We start from the raw sequence: 17,882 nt of genomic DNA, 5'->3' as shown, positions 1-17,882 counted from the left end.
GGTCAGCCATGCTCCTTCGCAAATCCGGCCATATAGTCGATCAGGGCATCCACGCCTGCCTCAGGCATGGCGTTGTATATGCTGGCTCGCATGCCACCCACACTGCGGTGCCCTTTCAGGTTCAGCAGGCCACGTTCGTCAGCCCCCTTCAGGAAGGCGCCGTTCAGGCCATCATCAGCCAGGGTAAATGGCACGTTCATCCAGGAGCGGAAGCGTGGGTCAATGGGGTTGGCATAGAACTCATTGCCATCGATGAAGTCATAGAGCCTGGTGGCCTTGCGACGGTTCACTGCCGCCATGGCCTCGACACCACCCTGCTCTTTCAGCCACTTGAATACCAGCCCCGCCAGGTACCAGGAATAGGTTGCCGGCGTGTTGTACATGGAACCGTTCTCGGCGATCACCTGATAGTTCATCATGGTCGGCGTTTCCGGCCGCGCTGTGCCCAGAAGATCCTTACGGATAATGACCACCACCAGACCGGAAGGACCAATATTTTTCTGGGCGCCGGCATAGATCAGGCCGAATTTCGACACATCCACAGGCCGGGACAGCATGGTAGACGACATGTCCGCCACCAGCGGCACCGAGCCGCTTTCCGGGATGAAGTCGTACTCCAGGCCACCGATGGTCTCGTTGGGGGTGTAATGCAGGTAGGCCGCATCCGCCCGGGTGTTCCAGGTTTCCTGCAGGGGAACCGTGGTAAAACCGCTGTCTTCGCTGGAGGCGGCGACGTTGATGTCACCGTAGCGGCTAGCTTCGGCAATGGCTTTCTTTGACCAGATGCCGGTGTTTACGTAGTCGGCACGTCCATTGTCTCCCAGCAGGTTCAGGGGGATGGTCGCAAACTGGCTGGAAGCTCCACCCTGCATAAAGAGTACCGCGTAGTCATCTGAAATACCTGCGAGTTCCCTCAGATCCTGCTCGGCGGTCTCAGCGATCTCCACGAACTCGTCACTGCGGTGGCTCATTTCCATCACCGACATGCCGGTGCCCCGCCAGTCCAGCATTTCATCACGGGCCTGCCGGAGCACGGGCTCCGGTAGTGTGGCCGGGCCGGCGCAGAAATTGAACGCCCTACTCATCGGCTGACTCTCCGCTGTTATCATCGCTGCCGTTGTCTACTGCAGAACCCTCAACGGCTCCTGCCTCGGCATCCTCATCGTCGCTCTCGGCGATCCGCTCCACGCCCACCAGGCGTTCATCTTCCTGGCTGAGCCGGATCAGCCGTACACCCTGGGTGTTACGGCTGAGGATCGAGACTTCATCGGTCCGGGTGCGCACCAGGGTGCCCTTGTCAGAGATGAGCATCATTTCGTCACCATCAAACAGCTGCAGCGCGGTAACCAGGTTGCCGTTACGCTCTGAACATTGCATGGCGATAACACCCTGGCTGCCACGGCTGTAGGTGGGGAACTCATCAATGGCGGTGCGCTTGCCGTAGCCATGCTCACTGGCGGTCAGGATAACGCCGCCTTCCTGGGGAATGATCAGCGACACCACATGGTGGCCGTCCGGCATGCGGATACCACGTACGCCGCGGGCCGTCCGGCTCATGGGACGTACGGCCTCCTCGTTGAAACGAACAGCCTTGCCAGCGGTGGAAAACAACATGACTTCCGCATCGCCCTGGGTAATGGCGGCCCCGATAAGGGTGTCACCTTCATCCAGGTTCAGGGCAATCAGGCCATTGGACCGGGGCCGGGAGAAGTTCGGCAGCGGGGTTTTCTTGACCACACCGTTGGAAGTAGCCATCAATACATAGTGATCTTCCGGATAGTCCCGCACCGGCAGGAAGGTGGTAATACGCTCACCCTCATCCAGCGGCAGGATATTCACCATGGGTCGGCCACGGGAGCCACGGCTGCCCCGGGGAATCTCGAACACCCGCAGCCAGTATACCTTGCCACGGTTGGAAAAGCACAGAATGGTGTCATGGGAGTTGGCTACCAGCAGTTTCTCGATGAAGTCTTCATCCTTCATCGCGGTAGCCGCCTTGCCCCGGCCGCCACGACGCTGGGCCTGGTAGTCTTCCACCGCCTGGGTCTTGGCGTAACCGCTATGGGAAATGGTCACCACCAGGTCTTCTTCGTCGATCAGGTCCGCCACGGTCAGGTCACGGCGGGAGCTGACAATCTCGGTACGGCGTTCGTCACCGTATTCATCGACAATGGCCGCCAGCTCATCGCGGATAACTTGCAACAGGCGTTCCGGATTGCCCAGGATATCAAGCAGATCGGCGATCTTCTCGATAATCTCCTTGTACTCGTTCTGGAGCTTTTCGGTTTCCAGACCGGTCAGGCGATGCAGGCGCAGGTCCAGAATGGCCTGGGCCTGCTCCGGCGACAGATGATAAAGCCCGTCCCGCAGACCGTAGATTTCCGGCAGGTCGTCCGGACGGCAGGCGTCTTCACCGGCGCGCTCCAGCATGGCGAGCACAGCACCCGGTGCCCAGCCCTTGTCGATAAGCTTTTCCCTGGCTTCCGCCGCGGAGGGGGACGCCTTGATCAGCTCGATGATCTCGTCAATGTTCGCCAGGGCTACTGTCAGGCCTTCGAGAATATGGCCCCGCTCCCGTGCCTTGCGCAGTTCGTAGATGGTACGACGGGTCACCACTTCCCGGCGGTGACGCACGAAGGCATCCAGCATTTCCTTCAGGTTCAGCGTCTTGGGCTCGCCATTAAGCAACGCCACCATGTTGATGCCGAAAACGGTTTCCAGCTGGGTCTGGGCAAACAGGTTGTTGATGATAACGTCCGGGTTCTCGCCCCGACGCAGCTCGATCACCACCCGGATACCTTCCTTGTTGGACTCGTCCCGCAGCTCGGTAATGCCTTCGAGGCGCTTTTCCTTTACCAGCTCGGCGATCTTCTCGATCAGGCGGGCCTTGTTCAGCTGGTAAGGCAGCTCAGTGATGATGACAGCATCACGGCCGGTCTTGTTGTCATGTTCGATCTCGTGACGGGCGCGGATGTAGATACGCCCGCGCCCGGTGCGGTAGGCCTCAACGATGCCGGCCCGACCATTGATAATGCCCTGGGTGGGAAAATCCGGCCCCGGGATGATATCCATCAGCTCATCAACGGTAGTGTCCGGGTTGTCGATCAGCGCCAGGCAGCCATTGACCACTTCCGTCAGGTTATGGGGCGGAATGTTGGTGGCCATGCCAACTGCGATACCCGAGGAGCCATTCACCAGCAGGTTGGGTACACGGGTGGGCAGGACTTCCGGAATTCGCTCGGTGCCGTCGTAGTTGTCGACGTAGTCCACCGTTTCCTTGTCGAGATCCGCCAGCAGGGAATGGGCGATCTTTTCCATGCGGATTTCGGTGTAACGCATGGCCGCCGCATTGTCGCCATCGATGGAGCCAAAGTTGCCCTGCCCGTCCACCAGCGGATACCGCAGCGAGAACGGCTGGGCCATCCGTACGATGGTGTCGTAGACCGCGGAGTCGCCATGGGGGTGGTACTTACCGATAACGTCACCCACCACACGGGCAGATTTCTTGTACGACTTGTTCCAGTCGTTGCCCAGTTCGGACATGGCGAAGAGAACACGTCTGTGTACCGGCTTGAGGCCATCGCGGACATCGGGAAGCGCCCGGCCGATGATGACGCTCATGGCATAGTCCAGGTAGGACTGCTTGAGCTCGTCTTCGATATTGACCGGCAGGATCTCTTTGGCTAACTCACCCATCGAGAATGGTTCCTTTGAATTTGCTGGAAGTCGTTTTGGTGGTTATAAACAAGCTATCGATGTTACCACATTCGGGTAACCGGCTCAGTCAAAAACCACCGTCTTGTTTTCATAGGTAATGACCCGGTCTTCCACATGGGCACGCAGTCCCCGGGCAAGCACATTCTTCTCCACATCCTTGCCCAGCCGGACCATGTCCTCGATGGCATCGCTGTGACTGATGCGGATCACGTCCTGCTCGATGATGGGCCCTTCGTCCAGGTCCTGGGTCACATAGTGACAGGTGGCCCCGATCAGCTTGACGCCACGACTGTACGCCTGGTGGTAGGGGCGCGCCCCGGCAAAGGACGGCAGGAACGAATGGTGGATGTTGATCACCTTGCCGGCGTACTTTTCGCACAGCTCGGCCGGCAGGATCTGCATGTAACGGGCCAGCACAATGACGTCCGCCTCATAGGTCTGGAACAGCCCGTCGATCTCGGCGAAGGCTTCGGCCCTGTTTTCCTTGCTGACCGGAATGCAGTGGTAGGGGATCTCGTGCCACTCCACCATGCGACGCAGGTCTTCATGGTTGGAGATAACCGCCGCAATATCCACGTTCAGCTCACCGCTGTGCCAGCGGTGCAGCAGGTCTGCCACGCAGTGGGACTCCTTGCTGCACATGAGCACCACCTTCTTGGGCCGGGCTGAATCGGCAATATGCCAGCTCATGTCGAATTCCCGGGCGATGGGCTCGAATGCGGTGCGGAACTGGTCCAGGCCGAACGGGATGGAGCTGGCCTTGATCTCGTGCCGCATGAAGAACCACCCGGCCTGGTTGTCCGAGTGGTGGCTGGCCTCGGTTATCCAGCCATTGTAGGTGGACAAGAAGTTACTGACCTTTGCAACAATACCCACCCGGTCCGGGCAGGAAATCACCAGACGGTATGTGTGTTCCATGAACCTGTCCTGTAGTACGACTGGGAGATGCGTGACCGGGATTCACTTCGCCGGCCTGCGCAACAGAAAATGACCGGCTATCATAGCCTAAACCGCCGCCGGAACGAAGGTGATGACCCTCGTTTCGCCACAAATCCGCCAAAGACACAAGGATCCCTCCCATGCCCATCGCCATCCGGCACCTGCGGGTCGTATCACTGCTCCTGTTCAGCCTGGCAACAGGCCTGGCCGGTGCCCAGGCCATTCTTGAGGGAGAGCGCCACCACCCCGTACCCGGGGACCATGGCATGGTGGCGACCAGTCACCCCCATGCGACCGAGGTAGCCCTTGAGGTTCTCCGTAATGGCGGCAATGCAGTGGATGCAGCAGTAACGGCCGGGTTCGCGCTGGCAGTGACCCAACCCCGCTCCGGCAATATCGGAGGCGGAGGCTTCATGCTTTTTGCGCCGGGAGACGGTAGCCCGGTTCAGGCCATTGATTATCGCGAGACCGCGCCTGCTGCCGCCAATGAAACCATGTATCAGGACGAGACTGGCGAGGTTGTACCGGAACGCAGCCGCTTCACCCACCTGGCCTCCGGAGTGCCTGGCACCGTGGCAGGCCTTGCCCTGGCCCTGGATCAGTACGGCACCATCACCCTGGCGGAGGCGCTGGCCCCCGCCATTGCCCTGGCGCGGGACGGATTCGAGGTTCCTCACCGGTTTACCGAAGGCCTTGAGCAGGCACGGGAGCGCCTTACCCGCTGGCCGGCCACCCGGGCTACGTTCTACGACGAAGATGGCAACCCGCCCGGCCCCGGCGACCGCTTTCGCCAGCCTGAGCTGGCAGCCACCCTGCAGCGCATCGCCGACCACGGCATCGCCGATTTCTACGAGGGGGAAACCGCCCGGCTGATCGTGGCGGAAATGGAACGGGGTGACGGCCTGATTACCATGGAGGACCTGGCCAATTACCAGCCGGTTATCCGGGAGCCCATAAGGGGCAATTACCGGGGCCACGAGATCTTTTCAATGTCGCCACCAAGCTCCGGTGGCGCCCATATCGTGCAGATTCTCAACATCCTGGAGGGCTACCCCATCGGGGACTATGGACACAACTCCGCCCAGACGATCCACCTGATGGCAGAAGCCATGAAGCGGGCCTACGCCGACCGCTCCGAATATCTGGGCGACACCGACTATGTGGAGGTGCCGCTGGAGGGCATTACCAGCAAGGACTACGCCACCGAACTGCGACAGGGTATCGACCCTGAACGCGCCACGCCCTCAAAGGAGATAGCTCCGGACAACCCCGCGCCCTATGAGAGCAACGAAACCACCCATTTCTCCATAGTGGATCGCTGGGGCAATGCGGTTTCCAACACCTACACCATAAACTTCAGCTATGGCTCGGGCATCACCGTCAAAGGTGCCGGATTCCTGCTGAACAACGAGATGGATGACTTCAGTGCCAAGCCCGGCGTGCCCAACGCCTACGGCCTTATCGGTGGCAAGGCAAACAGCATCGAGCCCGGCAAGCGCATGCTCAGCTCCATGTCCCCCACTATCGTCCGGCGTGAGGGCCAGAACTACCTGGTCACCGGCAGCCCGGGTGGTTCAAGGATCATTACCACCACGCTGCAGGTACTCATGAACGTGATCGACCACGGCATGAATATCCAGTCCGCCGTGGAGGCGCCCCGGGTTCACCATCAGTGGCTGCCCGATGAGATCCGCATTGAACGGGGCATCAGCCCGGATACGGTCGACCTGCTAGAAGCCATGGGGCACACCGTGGAAGTTCGTTCCGCCATGGGCGCCATCCAGAGTATTCTGATCGATCAGGATGGTCGCCGCTGGGGTGCCGCCGACCCGCGCCGCAGTACCTCTACCGCGCGGGGCTACTGAACCAGCCGCTCCAGGGCCTGACGGACACCGGCCGGAATGGGCACTGGCCGGTCGGTGTCACGGTTAACGAAGACGTGAACAAAACGGCCGACCGCACAGGCCTGCTGCTCCCCTTCCCGGAAGATGCCGATATTATAGGTGACCGAGCTGTTACCCAGCTTTTCCACCCGAAGCCCGGCCTCAATCTTTTCCGGATAGGCAACCGGACTGAAATAGTCACAGGAAGAACTCACCACATAGGCAATCTCCTGCCCACGATGAATGTCCAGACCGCCCTGCTCGATCAGATAGCGGTTTACGGACGTGTCAAACCAGGCGTAGTAGGTCACGTTATTGACGTGGCCGTAAAGATCATTGTCTGCCCAACGGGTGGAGATGGGGTCGAAGGCCGTGAATCGGCCCCGGTGTCTGACATTTTCTGCGGTCATGTATCGGATTCCGGATGGTTCGTAGGTACGGTGGAAACGGTAATCCCACCCTGCGCCGGACGGCGGCGGGGCGGCTTTACAGAAAGCTGGATTCACGCCATTCTAGCGATATAACAATTCCAATGAAAAATCGCCAGCCATGAAACGACTCATCCACTCGCTCAGCCTGGCCCTGCTGGCAGGCGTCCTGATGGCCGCTGCCGGTGCCGTGGCGAACGACGAGAAGGTTATACGGGCCGCATTTATCGAATTTCCTCCACTGGCCACCCGCAACGACAACGGGCAGCCGGAAGGCAGTTTCATCCGAATGACCGAGCAGGTTGCGCAACGGGCAGGCTACTCCATTCAGTGGCAGGAACTTCCTATCGGGCGGGTGTACCTGTATCTGGAGCAGGGAGAAATCGACCTGTGGCCCGGGTCCGCAGGCGTCCCCGAACTCGCCGGCTTTACCCGTGAGACACCTTTCAGTGCGGGCTCCATTCAGCTCAATGCCTACTCCCGAAACGACACGGGGGCCATAGAAAGCCTTGAGGAACTCCGGGGCAAACGGCTGATACTGATTCGCGGGTACACCTATTTCCGGCTGCTGGACGAGCTGAAAGCTGATCCCGACACCTATGTCACAATTGCGCCGGACCATGCATCGGCAATTCGCATGCTTGCCTTCCGTCGCGGCGATTATCTGATCAATTTCCAGGCTCCCATGGACGCCACTCTTGCCCGGACCCCGTTGCCTGGCCTGGTGCAGACCAACCTGCTGAGCTGGCCACTGGGCTTTATCTTTTCAACGGCGGCCCCCGGCACAGAAACCATGATCCGGGAGTTCTCCCGGGCCTGGAGTGAGTTACAGGCCGAGGGTATGGCCGGACTTTCAGATGGCTGACGTCCTGTGAGAGGCCAAAAAACCCCGGCACCGGGGCCGGGGTTTTGACGCTTCAGGCCTGTCGCGATCAGCGGCTGGCCACGTTGCGGACACCGCTGCCGGGCGGCGTACAGGTAAAGGTGACAGAGGTCTCCTGCGCGTTGACCCGGTCCAGCAGCTGACTACGGCTCAGGGACGGTGTGGCACGGTCACCCGGCACGAACTTCTCGTTGGCATTGAGTACCCAGCGCCTGCTCTGGCCGTCCAGTACAGCGGTCGCCACCAGATCACACTCCGGCCGCGGATCAGTTACCAGCGCACGCTCGACCAGCAGGTCCAGGCGGGCCTGTACATCAGACCGGTTGCGATTGTCCGGATTCAGGGTCACCTGCTGGCCTACAATGGGGTTCATCTCTGAGGGAAAGGCCAGCGCCAGGTCCTGCACCATCAGGCGTCGCCGCTCACCCAGCAGCAGGAATACCGGCGCGCTCAGGAAGTTGTCCACGGAGCCGGAGGCACCCTGGTTGTCAAAACCAAACCCGCGGATCTGCGGACCGGTTTCAGGACGATCGGCGCCGTTCTTGGTGAACATGCCCACTTTCTGGTACATGTTGCGCAGGTGGGGGATCTTCATATCCTCGTCCACGTCGCCGCCTTCCACGGACATGGTGCCGTCAGTGCCGAACATGCCACGGTCCGGATCCAGCACGTGACAGCCATTACAGTTGGTCACGAAATCAGAGTTGACCGTATTGTAAACCTCCAGGGCCTCCTGCAGCCGCGGGCTGAGACTGTTGTCCAGCGCCGCGACGGGATTGGGCGGATAGGTCAGCTCGAGGGCAAACTCCGCGAACTGGGTCATTTCCGCATCGCTCAGCTCGCTGTCGCGACGCAACAGGGCGACAAAGGCGTCGTTAAACTCCTTGAAAGCTGCCAGTTCGAGGCTCTCTCCGGGACGACGGTCCTGGCCGGTTCGGTCCCCACGCCAGTGCAGTGGCCCATTACCCTTCAGACCCCGGAGACTCTGGGTCGTCATTGGCCCTTTCATGGCGTGGAAAGTCAGGTTACGCCCGATCGCCGGAACGTTCTCATTGTAGGCGTTGGGGTTATCCGCAGCGGCGATATCCGGGTTGCCCAGATCCCAGGACAAATGATCCATATCCCCGAAGACATGACAGCCGGCGCAGGAAGAGTCCCCCCGGCTGGAGGTATAGGTAGCGTCGTAAAGGAAGCGACGTCCCCTAACCACTTTCTCCGGCTCCGGGTTGGCCATGGTGACGTGGGCAAGCTCGCTCATGACCCCATCCACATCCACTACAGACACACCGTTATCAAAGCGGGTGGTGACGAAGGCCCGGCCACGGGCCTCGTCCAGAACCACGCCGGTTGCGCCACCACCGCTGACCACCAGCTGGTCTTCGGTATTGGGCTGGAAACTGTCGCTCTCCAGCGCTCGGGTGTCATAGCGCACCAGTTTGCCGGACCCCATCGCGGCAGTGAACAGTTCGTTGCCGTCAGAGGACACCGCCATTTGCAGCGGGGTGGCGACCGCCCTTTCCTTCTCCGAGGATGTACCCAGTTCGGTGGTGTAATCAATGTGCTTGTTAAGGTGGCGGGGCTGGGCATTGTTGCCGTCAACCACGGTAATCCGGCTCTGCACAAAATTGCCGTTCACGGTGGAGGCGTTCAGGCCCGGCCCCTCGAAACGGGTCAGGTTGTTAGCCTCCTGGTTGGAGACATAGACCTTGCCATTGCTGGGGTTGACCGCCAGGTTGAACAGGGTCGTACCCACGCCGGAGGTGCGAGAGGCGACACGGGGTACAGAACCGGAAGCATCAATCTCGAACACGTCATAGTCAGGTAATTCCAGCTTGACGTACTCGTTCCAGGATCTGGGTTCCTCACCACGCACGGGATCGCCGGGGCCCATCCAGTTCTGGCCGTCGTACCTGACAATCAGGCCGGTGCGGGGCTGCTCTGTACCATCAGCGGCACGCTGGGGACCGGGTTTTTCGAGCCCCCCATCAGGGATTTCCTCATCCACCACAGTGGTCTGGTTACCGGAGTTGAACACCGCCGTGTAGACCTTGCTTCCATCGGGGCTCCGGGCCAGGCCGCGGAGAGTGTCACCAAACATGTTCAGGATGGTGACTGGCTCACCGCCAAGCTGGAAGCCGGGATTATCGGTGTCAAATACCCAGACGTCGGCACGGCCCACCCCCGGAGTGGTGAGTTCCGGATCAAAGGGTACATTCTGCCCCCTGTGGGCCGCTGTAATGAACGCCCACTTGTCGTCACCACCGGCAAAGACGATGTCCCTGGGCTCATCGCCCACCAGCAGGGTGTCACGAATACGGGCGGGCGAGGTGGATACATCCACAATACTTACCGTGTCTGAAAGGTGGTTCACCACCCAAAGCTCACCATCATTACGGAGGTTGACGGCAACCGGCTCGAGGCCGACAGGGATGGTTTCCACAGGCGAGGGGGTTTCGCCGGAAACGTCGAATACCTGAACGGTATTGTCCGGCGTATTCACTACGTAAAGACGCTGGCCATCGGATGACAGTGCCATGGGGCGCACGTGGCCCGACTCAAAGGTCACGAAGTCGCCGGCTTCCGGCATGGGCTCGTCATCGCCCCCCGGGTTTCCGGGATCTTCCGGGTCTTCGGGGTCTCCGGGATCACCTGGCTCACCCGGGTCACCATTCACATTACCCTCCAGCAGAATACTGCCCAGCCCGGCCCGTTCGAAGAAGCTGGAGGCGTTGATGGCGAACTGGAGGTAGATCTGATCCTGTCCGGCAGCCACGTCACCGATATCAACGGTTACCACGCCGGACCCGCTGTTCACAGACTGTACCGACTGGAAAGTACTGCCATCCGCTGATACGAAAGCGGTCAGGGCCTCATCACTGTCGAAGCCCGAAATGTCGCGGTAGAACGACAGGGTCAGATCACTGGCCCCGTCGATGGCGATCGGTCCGGACCTGACCAGTGTTTCCGTGGCGCCGCCGCCCCGCATGGAAACCTCTCCGGCGGTCATGGTGTAAACCCGGCCCTGCTCGGAGAAGGCGCCCAGGCCACCGGAAAAGTTTTCCTCGAAAAGGACAGCCGCCGGCACATGGGCCGCCGCCATGGCAAGGGCGACCCCGGATGCCAGATATTGGCCTTTCGCAATACGCGCCCGGCCGAGCGGACGAATGATCTTCTTATTCATTGGAACTCTCCGTTGAACTTTCCATTGAACTCTCCCTGAGAGGGGTCCTTTACTCCGTGGACCGCCTTGTTTGCTTGTCGCATCGTCCATACTGCAACGGGCGCTCCGATGGCGCCCGACTGGAAACTGAAGGATACCTGCCGCCCATCAGAGCCCGTTTGTGCGGAATGATAATTCCGCGCCATCTGAGCAGTTGGTCACGGGGATGTGACCTCACATCCAGCAAATACCGGTTAGGATTAACAAAGCCCCGAAGCTGGCTTCGGGAACCGGGTTGCTCCCAGGGAGGGAAGACTTTGCAAGCACCGGCCGGTGGTTCGTCCGCCCACCTTTACATCTGGGATAACCGGGTTCTCTATGCGGGCCCGGGCACCGAAGCACGTTACCGCTGCTATGGCAGTGCAGCCCTGGTGGTGGGTATTGGCGGTACCCTGCAAGTACATCGCCAGAGCCACGCACAGGAGCCGGTAACCGCCCGCTGCTGTGTGATCACCCCCGGACTTCCCGTGTACCTGGGCTGTGACAGCCCTTCGCTGCTGGTGCTGTTCCTGGACCCCTTCATGCACGACCTGGCGGTGCTCAGTGGCCATGCCACCCGTCAGCGTCATGGCATTCTCTCGGGACTCGACAATGAAGACACGCTGATAACCCTGGGCGAACAGGTGCTGACGTCCCGGCCACCACCCCGGGCTGTAGTGGCCATGCTCGCAAGACTTGGGCTTAACCGGGAATCCCGACTGGAACCCGCCGGGGTCGATCCCCGGGTTGCCCGGGCGGTGGGCCTGCTTCGCAGCAGACGAACACAGAACATCACCACAGAGAACCTGGCCTCAGCCGTGAACCTGTCAGTACCCCGGGTTATCCAGCTGTTCAGGCAGTACCTGGGTATTTCCGCTGGCAGGTACCGACAATGGCACCGGCTCCACGCCACCACCCTAGCCATTGCCAGCGGTCAGAGTTTTACCCAGGCGGCGGTCGGCTCGGGCTTTTCGGACCTGGCGCATTTTTCCAACACCTTCCACAGCATGCTCGGCATCATGCCTTCCCGGCTGTTGCGGGCCCGGGGCGGCGTACAGTTCCATATAGACCCGCAGCTGGCCAGTGAGGGTTTCAGCACCCTGACCGGAATCAATAGCACTGACAGCACTTTGTGCTAGCTTTAAAGACAAAGTCATCCGGCCATTTGTTCGGGGAGTGTTTAGGAGTGTTTATATGCTGAGCCATATGATTCTGAGTGTGGATTACTCCGACGGCTGGGAACAGGCCATTCGCCAGCTCCCGCCCCTGCTGAAGCGCCTGGGTGTCAGCAGGCTGACGCTGACATACGTTATCGAACCTCATACCCGCAAACACATTGAGGACAGTGATGGAGCGGTAGAGAGCAAGCTCAGGGACCTGGCCGGCAAATACGCGGGCGACTGGGGTGTGGAAACCGATATCGCAGTACGCCACGGTTTCGTGGCCTCCTGCATGGTGGAGCTGGCACGTCACCTGAACGCCGACGGTATTATCTGCTGCAGCACTCATCACTCTGCAGGCCGCGAACTGTTCATGGGCAATATCACCATGAACCTGGCCAGGATGGCCCGTCGGCCGCTGCTGGTACTACCGGTGGAAGGCCAGCCTTCTTCCGGCCAGTCACCGGTTTTCCTGGCCACGGATGGTTCAGAGAACGCCGGACGCGCGCTGGACCTGTTCCGGCCGCTGACCAGTGACGGGCAGGAAGGCCGGGTTATCTGGGTACGGCCTGACGATGCCCCCGAGGAAGCGGACCGAGTTGACCGGCTGGTTCACGACATCGCCAACAGCAAGTCGTCCGTTCACGCCCGTATACTCAATGGCCAGCCGGCCCGGGAACTGCTCGAACTGATCAGCGACAGCCGCCCCGCTCTCACCGTAATCGGCAAACGGGGTACCACACCGGTGGAGCAGCTTCCCCTGGGACACACATCCGAGTCCGTAGTGCGGGCAAGCGTCAGCCCGATACTGCTGGTTCCCTGACCCCGGGGCCCGCAGGGAAGAGGCCTAGCCTTCGTAGAGGGCGTCCGTTCGGGCAGCCATGATAAAGTCGTTGCGATGGAGGCCGCCGATCTTGTGGGTCCACCAGCGTACCGTCACCCTGCCATACTCCAGCAGGATGGCCGGATGGTGTCCCTCTGCTTCCGCCAGTTCAGCCACCTGATTGGTGAAGGCCTGACCCTGCACAAAGTTGCGAAAAGGGTATACACGCAACAATTGTGGTATTCCGTCCTGATGCACCACCTTCCAATCCGGCAATTCCGCCAGCAGCTCACTTTGATCTGCTACGGAAACCTGCGGGGCGTCCGCCCGACAGGCTTCGCAAACCTGCTTGGCCAATCTGGTCATACCAGCCTCCGAATATTGCCCTCGGGTAAACCTATGTTAAGGGATAGTTCTGACGACACGTGTACGGTAGTTAAGGGGATTTATTACTGACAGGTGCCTCCGGCGACATATTCCCGATACGCCTCCCCGGCATTGACGGATTATGTTCTGCGGAAACCGTCAGCCCGGGGCCCCCAATCGCAGGATGCGTCTCTACCGATAACCCAGACAGTCCTTGCGTCATCCACAACGGAAACCGTAACACCTTTGACAAGCTGGCGGACACCCCAAACCCGACGACACCCGACTGACAGAGGAGGTAGCGGATTGGCTCGTTTATTCATATCCAAGGTGCACCTGGACGATAAAGAACGAAACGGAGTGCGTACAGACCGGGCCTATCGTGTTCTCGCCGCATGCAACGAGGCCGTTTTACGGGGCGAGGACGAAACCCGACTGCTCCAGTCAGTACTGGATACCCTGATACGCCTGAGTGACTACGCCCTGGCCTGGATCGGGCGGGCAAAAAATGACAGTGACCGCTCGGTTGATGTGCTGGCATGGTCCGGCGACGCAGAAGGTTACATCCAGGAGTTGCTGGTACGCTGGCAGCAAGACCGGTTCAGCAAGGGGCCGGCGGGGCGCGCCATAAGAAGTGGCATGCCCCTGGTCTGCGAGGATGTGGAAACAGATGCCAGCTTCCGACCCTGGCGGAGCCTGGCCAGACAGCACGGCATCCGCTCCGCAGTAGCCATTCCACTGGCGTTCGGCGAGAACGACCTGGGCATTCTCGCCATCTACAGCACACGCCCACACACTTTCACGGATGACGAGGTGGGCCTGCTTGAACGTCTCGCTGCCAACATTTCCTTCGGCGTAGAGACACTGCGGATGCGTGATCACCTTCAGAAACAGCGTGCCCTGGCCTGGAACAGTGCCTACCGGGACACCCTGACGGGGCTGCCCAACCGCCAATGGGTCATGGAGGAGCTGGCTCACCTGGATGCGGAGTTCAACCGTCACCGCCGGGTTGCCGCAGTCCTCTTTGTTGATCTTGATGGTTTCAAGCGCATCAACGACACCCTGGGCCATGAGGTAGGCGACCAGTTGCTTCACGATGTGGCAAATCGACTTACCCAGGTAGCGCGAACAGAAGACTTCGTGGCGCGACTGGGAGGTGATGAGTTTCTCATACTGATGCGTTTCGATGAGTCCGACGACATCATCAGCCAGTCTGGTGATCCTCACCTGGCGGTCGCCGAAGCCGCCGCCCAGCTGGCGGAACGGCTGACCTGTGCCATGCATCAACCCTTTCACCATGGGGCACTGCAGCACCACCTTGGTGCCAGCGTAGGCATCAGCCTGTATCCGGCAGACACCACCCGGGGCAGTGACCTGATCAATTATGCCGACATTGCCATGTACGAAGCCAAGTCCGCAGGCAGTGGGCATTTCCGTTTCTATTACACAGAGTTGTCGGTACGTAACCGCCACAAGCTTACCCTCAAAAACAACCTGCACCGGGCCATGGATGCCAGGGCCTTTCAGGCCTGGTATCAGCCGATTATTGATATCCGTACCGGCGAGGTGGTCTATGTCGAGGCTCTGATGCGTCTTGTTCATCCGGACGGTACGGTAACTACCCCGGGGCATTTCCTGCAGACCCTGGAGGAAACCGGACTGATTTCCCGCTCAGGACAAATGATGCTCGAGCAGGCATGCGGCACCCTCGCCTCCTGGCGCACCCTGTTGCCGGACCTGCGCCTGTCCCTGAACCTGTCAGTGAATCAGCTCTGGCAGGCGGATCTGATCGATCAGCTGGAACAGATGCTGACGCAGCATGACCTGCCCGCGGGTGCGCTTATGCTGGAAGTGACCGAAGGTTCAATGATGACGGATATCGTCAAAACCGAGCAGTTTCTGGAAGCGCTGCATGGGCGTGGCTTCGAGATTGCCATTGACGACTTTGGCACCGGCTATTCCTCGTTGAGCCGGCTACGCTCATTGCCTGTGAACAAGCTAAAGGTGGACAAATCCTTTATGGACAGGATGCCTCATGACCGCAAGAGCATGGAGATGGTCCGGGCCATATTGCAGACGGCCAACAGCCTGGACCTGGAGGTGGTGGCCGAGGGTATCGAGACCGAAGATCAGTTGAGGATCCTCGCGGATGCCGGCTGCCACTTCGGGCAGGGTTTCCTGTTTGCCCGACCCATGCCGCCGGAAGAGCTGCTCGCCTACCTTTGCCCACCGGGGGAAGCTTCCCCGCTGCCCGGCAGACCCCCGGCGTAATGCACTGATAGCCTCGGAACACTCCCGGTATCAGGCACCGGACTTGAAATTCCCACCCATCCGGAATACTGTATATCCAAACAGTATTGCGGATACCAAGATGAGTGACCTGCTGAATTCCCTGCTGGATAACGCCCGCCTCTGGCGCGGACACCGCCAGTTTGCAACGGAGCCAACCCCGGAGCACACCGGCTTTGCCGCCCTGGACCAGGAACTTGGGGGGCTTGGCTGGCCCCGGGGGGCCCTCAGCGAGTTCCTTCTGGACAGGCCCGGTATCGGGGAGCTGCAACTGGTACTGCCCCTGTTGCAGCGAGTGACCGCAAGGCAACAGCGTGTATTCTGGGTCAACCCGCCGTTTGTTCCCTATGCACCGGCCCTGGCCCGTGCAGAAATCGACCTGAACCAGATTGTCCTGGTGACGACAGACAACCAGCCGGACCTGTTATGGACCCTGGAAAACTGCCTGCGCTCACCGGCCACCGGGCTGGTGCTGGCCTGGCCGGAAACCCTGGCTGCCCGGGATATCCGCCGTCTGCAACTGGCGGCCGAGGCCGGCCAAAGCACCTGCATCCTGGTCCGCAGCCGGCGGGAGGCCGGGCAAAGCTCACCGGCAGCGCTCCGACTGGAACTGGTTGCGGATAACCGCCTGGGTCTTCAGGTGAATGTCCTCAAACGCCGTGGAGGGTGGCCCGGCCAGGGCTGCACACTTGCCCTGGGAGCCCGCGCCGGCCGGGAAACCACCGGGGCCGGCACCATCATTCACGGCCCCTGGCCCGACCATCAGACCGGATAGACCATGCCCTGGCTGTACCTGCACTTCCGGCACCTGCTGCTGGACCATATTGCCCGTGCCCGGGAGGCTGGCGCTCCCATGGCGGTTCTTTGCCATGGCTCGCGCCGTGTGCTGCAAGCCTGCCCCCTTGCCGTGGACCTGGGAATTCGCCCCGGCACAGCTCTCAAAACCGCTCTCAACCTGGCCCCGGAACTGGTCATGGTTCATGCCGATGACGATCGCCAGGCCCGCATCCTCGAGCAGCAGGCCCACTGGCTGTACCGCTATATGGACCGGATCTCCCTGTACCCCCCGGATGGCCTGCTGGCGGACGCCGGCAGTGTCAGGCGCCTGTATGGTGGCCTGCAGCCGCTGAGGGAAACATTGCACAAAGCGCTCGGGGAGCGGCAACTGAATGCTACCCTGACCACCGGCCCAACCCCGCTGGCCGCACGACTGCTGGCCCGGACCGGTTTGGATTGCTTTACCGAAAGCCCGGAAGATATGTCCGCCCACCTGGCCGCCCTGCCCCTGCATGCCGTTGAGCTGGATGAGCGTACCCTGCAACGGCTCACCCGGCTTGGGCTGACTACACTCGGTGAGTTGCAACAACTGCCGGCGACCGAACTCGCACGCCGCCTGGCCCCGGAGACCCTGGTCCATATCCAGCGGATTCTTGGCCAGAGGCCTGATCCACAAACCAGCTGGCAGCCACCCCATGACTTCCGGCAAAGGGCGGACTTTGGCTTGCCGGTAGAGAAATCCCAGGGTCTGCTGTTTGCCCTGCAACGCACCCTGGCGGACCTGGAAAGCGACCTGCAGTGGCGCCAGCAGGACACCGACAGCCTGTTGCTCATAATGCACCATTACCACCAGGACCCCAGCCATCTGCGGGTACGCACCACCGGGCCGGAGCACCGGGCAGAGGCCTTTCTCAACCTGCTGCGAATACGGCTGGAGCTGCACCCCCTTCAGGCACCGGTCGAAGCCCTGGAACTGCAGGTAACCCGCTTCCTGGACCGGCACGTGGCCACATCCACCGACCTGCTGGGGGAAACGCCGGATACAGGGGAAGCCTGGCACGCCCTGGTGAGCCGGTTACAGGCTCGCCTGGGTGAGCAGGCGCTGAAACACCTGGCGCCAGCCGCTGATCACCGACCGGAACGGGCCTGGAGTGCACGCAGCCTGGCCCGCCAGGTACGGAACCAAACCCCGGATAACCTGCCCCTGCGCCCCCTCTGGCTGCTGCCCCATCCAGCTCCCCTGTCGGTAGCCCCGGAAGAATGGCTCGGGGGACCGGAGCGAATCAGCGGCGGCTGGTGGGACGGGGAGCGGGTACTGAGGGATTACTACATTGCCCGCCTGCCCGAAGGACAACTGGCCTGGATCTACCGGGACAACCACCAGGGCTGGTTTGTCCATGGCTGGTTTGGATGACATG

13 protein-coding genes are annotated in these 17,882 nt (G+C 60.8%); 7 read left to right on the top strand and 6 right to left on the bottom strand.

Translation table 11 applies throughout. The features are described from left to right. Positions 1 to 2: 2 nt before the first annotated feature. The 3 genes from serC to purU form a co-directional block, all read right to left on the bottom strand. Entirely contained in the window at positions 3 to 1,085 is a 1,083-nt protein-coding gene (serC, locus tag ACESMZ_RS02375; protein ID WP_372956902.1) for a 3-phosphoserine/phosphohydroxythreonine transaminase, read from the bottom strand. Continuing rightward, entirely contained in the window at positions 1,078 to 3,696 is a 2,619-nt protein-coding gene (gene gyrA / locus ACESMZ_RS02370) for a DNA gyrase subunit A (protein ID WP_372956901.1), read from the bottom strand. The genes serC and gyrA overlap by 8 nt, the downstream gene beginning before the upstream one ends. Before the next feature lie 84 nt (positions 3,697 to 3,780). Next, complete coding sequence (gene purU, locus ACESMZ_RS02365) at positions 3,781 to 4,635, bottom strand: formyltetrahydrofolate deformylase (protein WP_372956900.1); 855 nt, start codon at positions 4,633 to 4,635, stop codon at positions 3,781 to 3,783. Between the two features lie 161 nt (positions 4,636 to 4,796). On the opposite strand from purU, the gene ggt reads away from it, so the two are divergent. Then, the gene (gene ggt, locus ACESMZ_RS02360) at positions 4,797 to 6,521 is read left to right on the top strand and encodes a gamma-glutamyltransferase (protein ID WP_372956899.1); all 1,725 of its coding nucleotides are present in this window, start codon (positions 4,797 to 4,799) and stop codon (positions 6,519 to 6,521) included. On the opposite strand, the gene ACESMZ_RS02355 is transcribed toward ggt, so the two are convergent. Next, positions 6,515 to 6,949 (bottom strand): acyl-CoA thioesterase, encoded by a 435-nt coding sequence (locus tag ACESMZ_RS02355; protein WP_372956898.1) that lies wholly within the window; start codon positions 6,947 to 6,949, stop codon positions 6,515 to 6,517. The two genes, ggt and ACESMZ_RS02355, sit on opposite strands and share 7 nt — an antisense overlap. 139 nt (positions 6,950 to 7,088) lie before the next feature. Between ACESMZ_RS02355 and ACESMZ_RS02350 the strand changes: the two genes are divergently transcribed. Then, positions 7,089 to 7,832, top strand: coding sequence for a substrate-binding periplasmic protein (locus ACESMZ_RS02350; RefSeq protein WP_372956897.1), 744 nt, complete (start codon positions 7,089 to 7,091; stop codon positions 7,830 to 7,832). 67 nt (positions 7,833 to 7,899) lie between these two features. Here the strand turns inward: ACESMZ_RS02350 and ACESMZ_RS02345 are convergent, their stop codons facing one another. Next, positions 7,900 to 11,031 carry a YncE family protein gene (locus ACESMZ_RS02345; protein ID WP_372956896.1) on the bottom strand — a complete coding sequence of 1,044 codons (3,132 nt, stop codon included), beginning with the start codon at positions 11,029 to 11,031 and terminating at the stop codon, positions 7,900 to 7,902. 296 nt (positions 11,032 to 11,327) lie between these two features. On the opposite strand from ACESMZ_RS02345, the gene ACESMZ_RS02340 reads away from it, so the two are divergent. Next, positions 11,328 to 12,188 carry an AraC family transcriptional regulator gene (locus ACESMZ_RS02340; RefSeq protein ID WP_372972146.1) on the top strand — a complete coding sequence of 287 codons (861 nt, stop codon included), beginning with the start codon at positions 11,328 to 11,330 and terminating at the stop codon, positions 12,186 to 12,188. 55 nt (positions 12,189 to 12,243) lie between these two features. Beyond that, the gene (locus tag ACESMZ_RS02335; protein WP_372956894.1) at positions 12,244 to 13,032 is read left to right on the top strand and encodes a universal stress protein; all 789 of its coding nucleotides are present in this window, start codon (positions 12,244 to 12,246) and stop codon (positions 13,030 to 13,032) included. Between the two features lie 24 nt (positions 13,033 to 13,056). Here the strand turns inward: ACESMZ_RS02335 and ACESMZ_RS02330 are convergent, their stop codons facing one another. Continuing rightward, positions 13,057 to 13,398, bottom strand: a complete 342-nt coding sequence (locus ACESMZ_RS02330; protein WP_372956893.1) for a 4a-hydroxytetrahydrobiopterin dehydratase — start codon at positions 13,396 to 13,398, stop codon at positions 13,057 to 13,059. Between the two features lie 306 nt (positions 13,399 to 13,704). On the opposite strand from ACESMZ_RS02330, the gene ACESMZ_RS02325 reads away from it, so the two are divergent. From ACESMZ_RS02325 to ACESMZ_RS02315, 3 genes are all read left to right on the top strand, one after another. Next, complete coding sequence (locus tag ACESMZ_RS02325) at positions 13,705 to 15,669, top strand: putative bifunctional diguanylate cyclase/phosphodiesterase (RefSeq protein ID WP_372972145.1); 1,965 nt, start codon at positions 13,705 to 13,707, stop codon at positions 15,667 to 15,669. Positions 15,670 to 15,769: 100 nt separating this feature from the next. Further along, a complete protein-coding gene (gene imuA, locus ACESMZ_RS02320) occupies positions 15,770 to 16,462 on the top strand; it encodes a translesion DNA synthesis-associated protein ImuA (RefSeq protein WP_372956891.1) in 693 nt (230 codons plus the stop codon). 3 nt (positions 16,463 to 16,465) lie between these two features. After that, positions 16,466 to 17,878 (top strand): Y-family DNA polymerase, encoded by a 1,413-nt coding sequence (locus ACESMZ_RS02315; protein WP_372956890.1) that lies wholly within the window; start codon positions 16,466 to 16,468, stop codon positions 17,876 to 17,878. The last annotated feature ends 4 nt before the right edge of the window (positions 17,879 to 17,882 follow it).

It is taken from the genome of Marinobacter sp. (genome assembly GCF_041690615.1).
GTDB lineage: Bacteria > Pseudomonadota > Gammaproteobacteria > Pseudomonadales > Oleiphilaceae > Marinobacter.
Note: the sequence above shows the minus strand (reverse complement) of the source record. Positions and strands in the feature narration are given on the sequence as shown.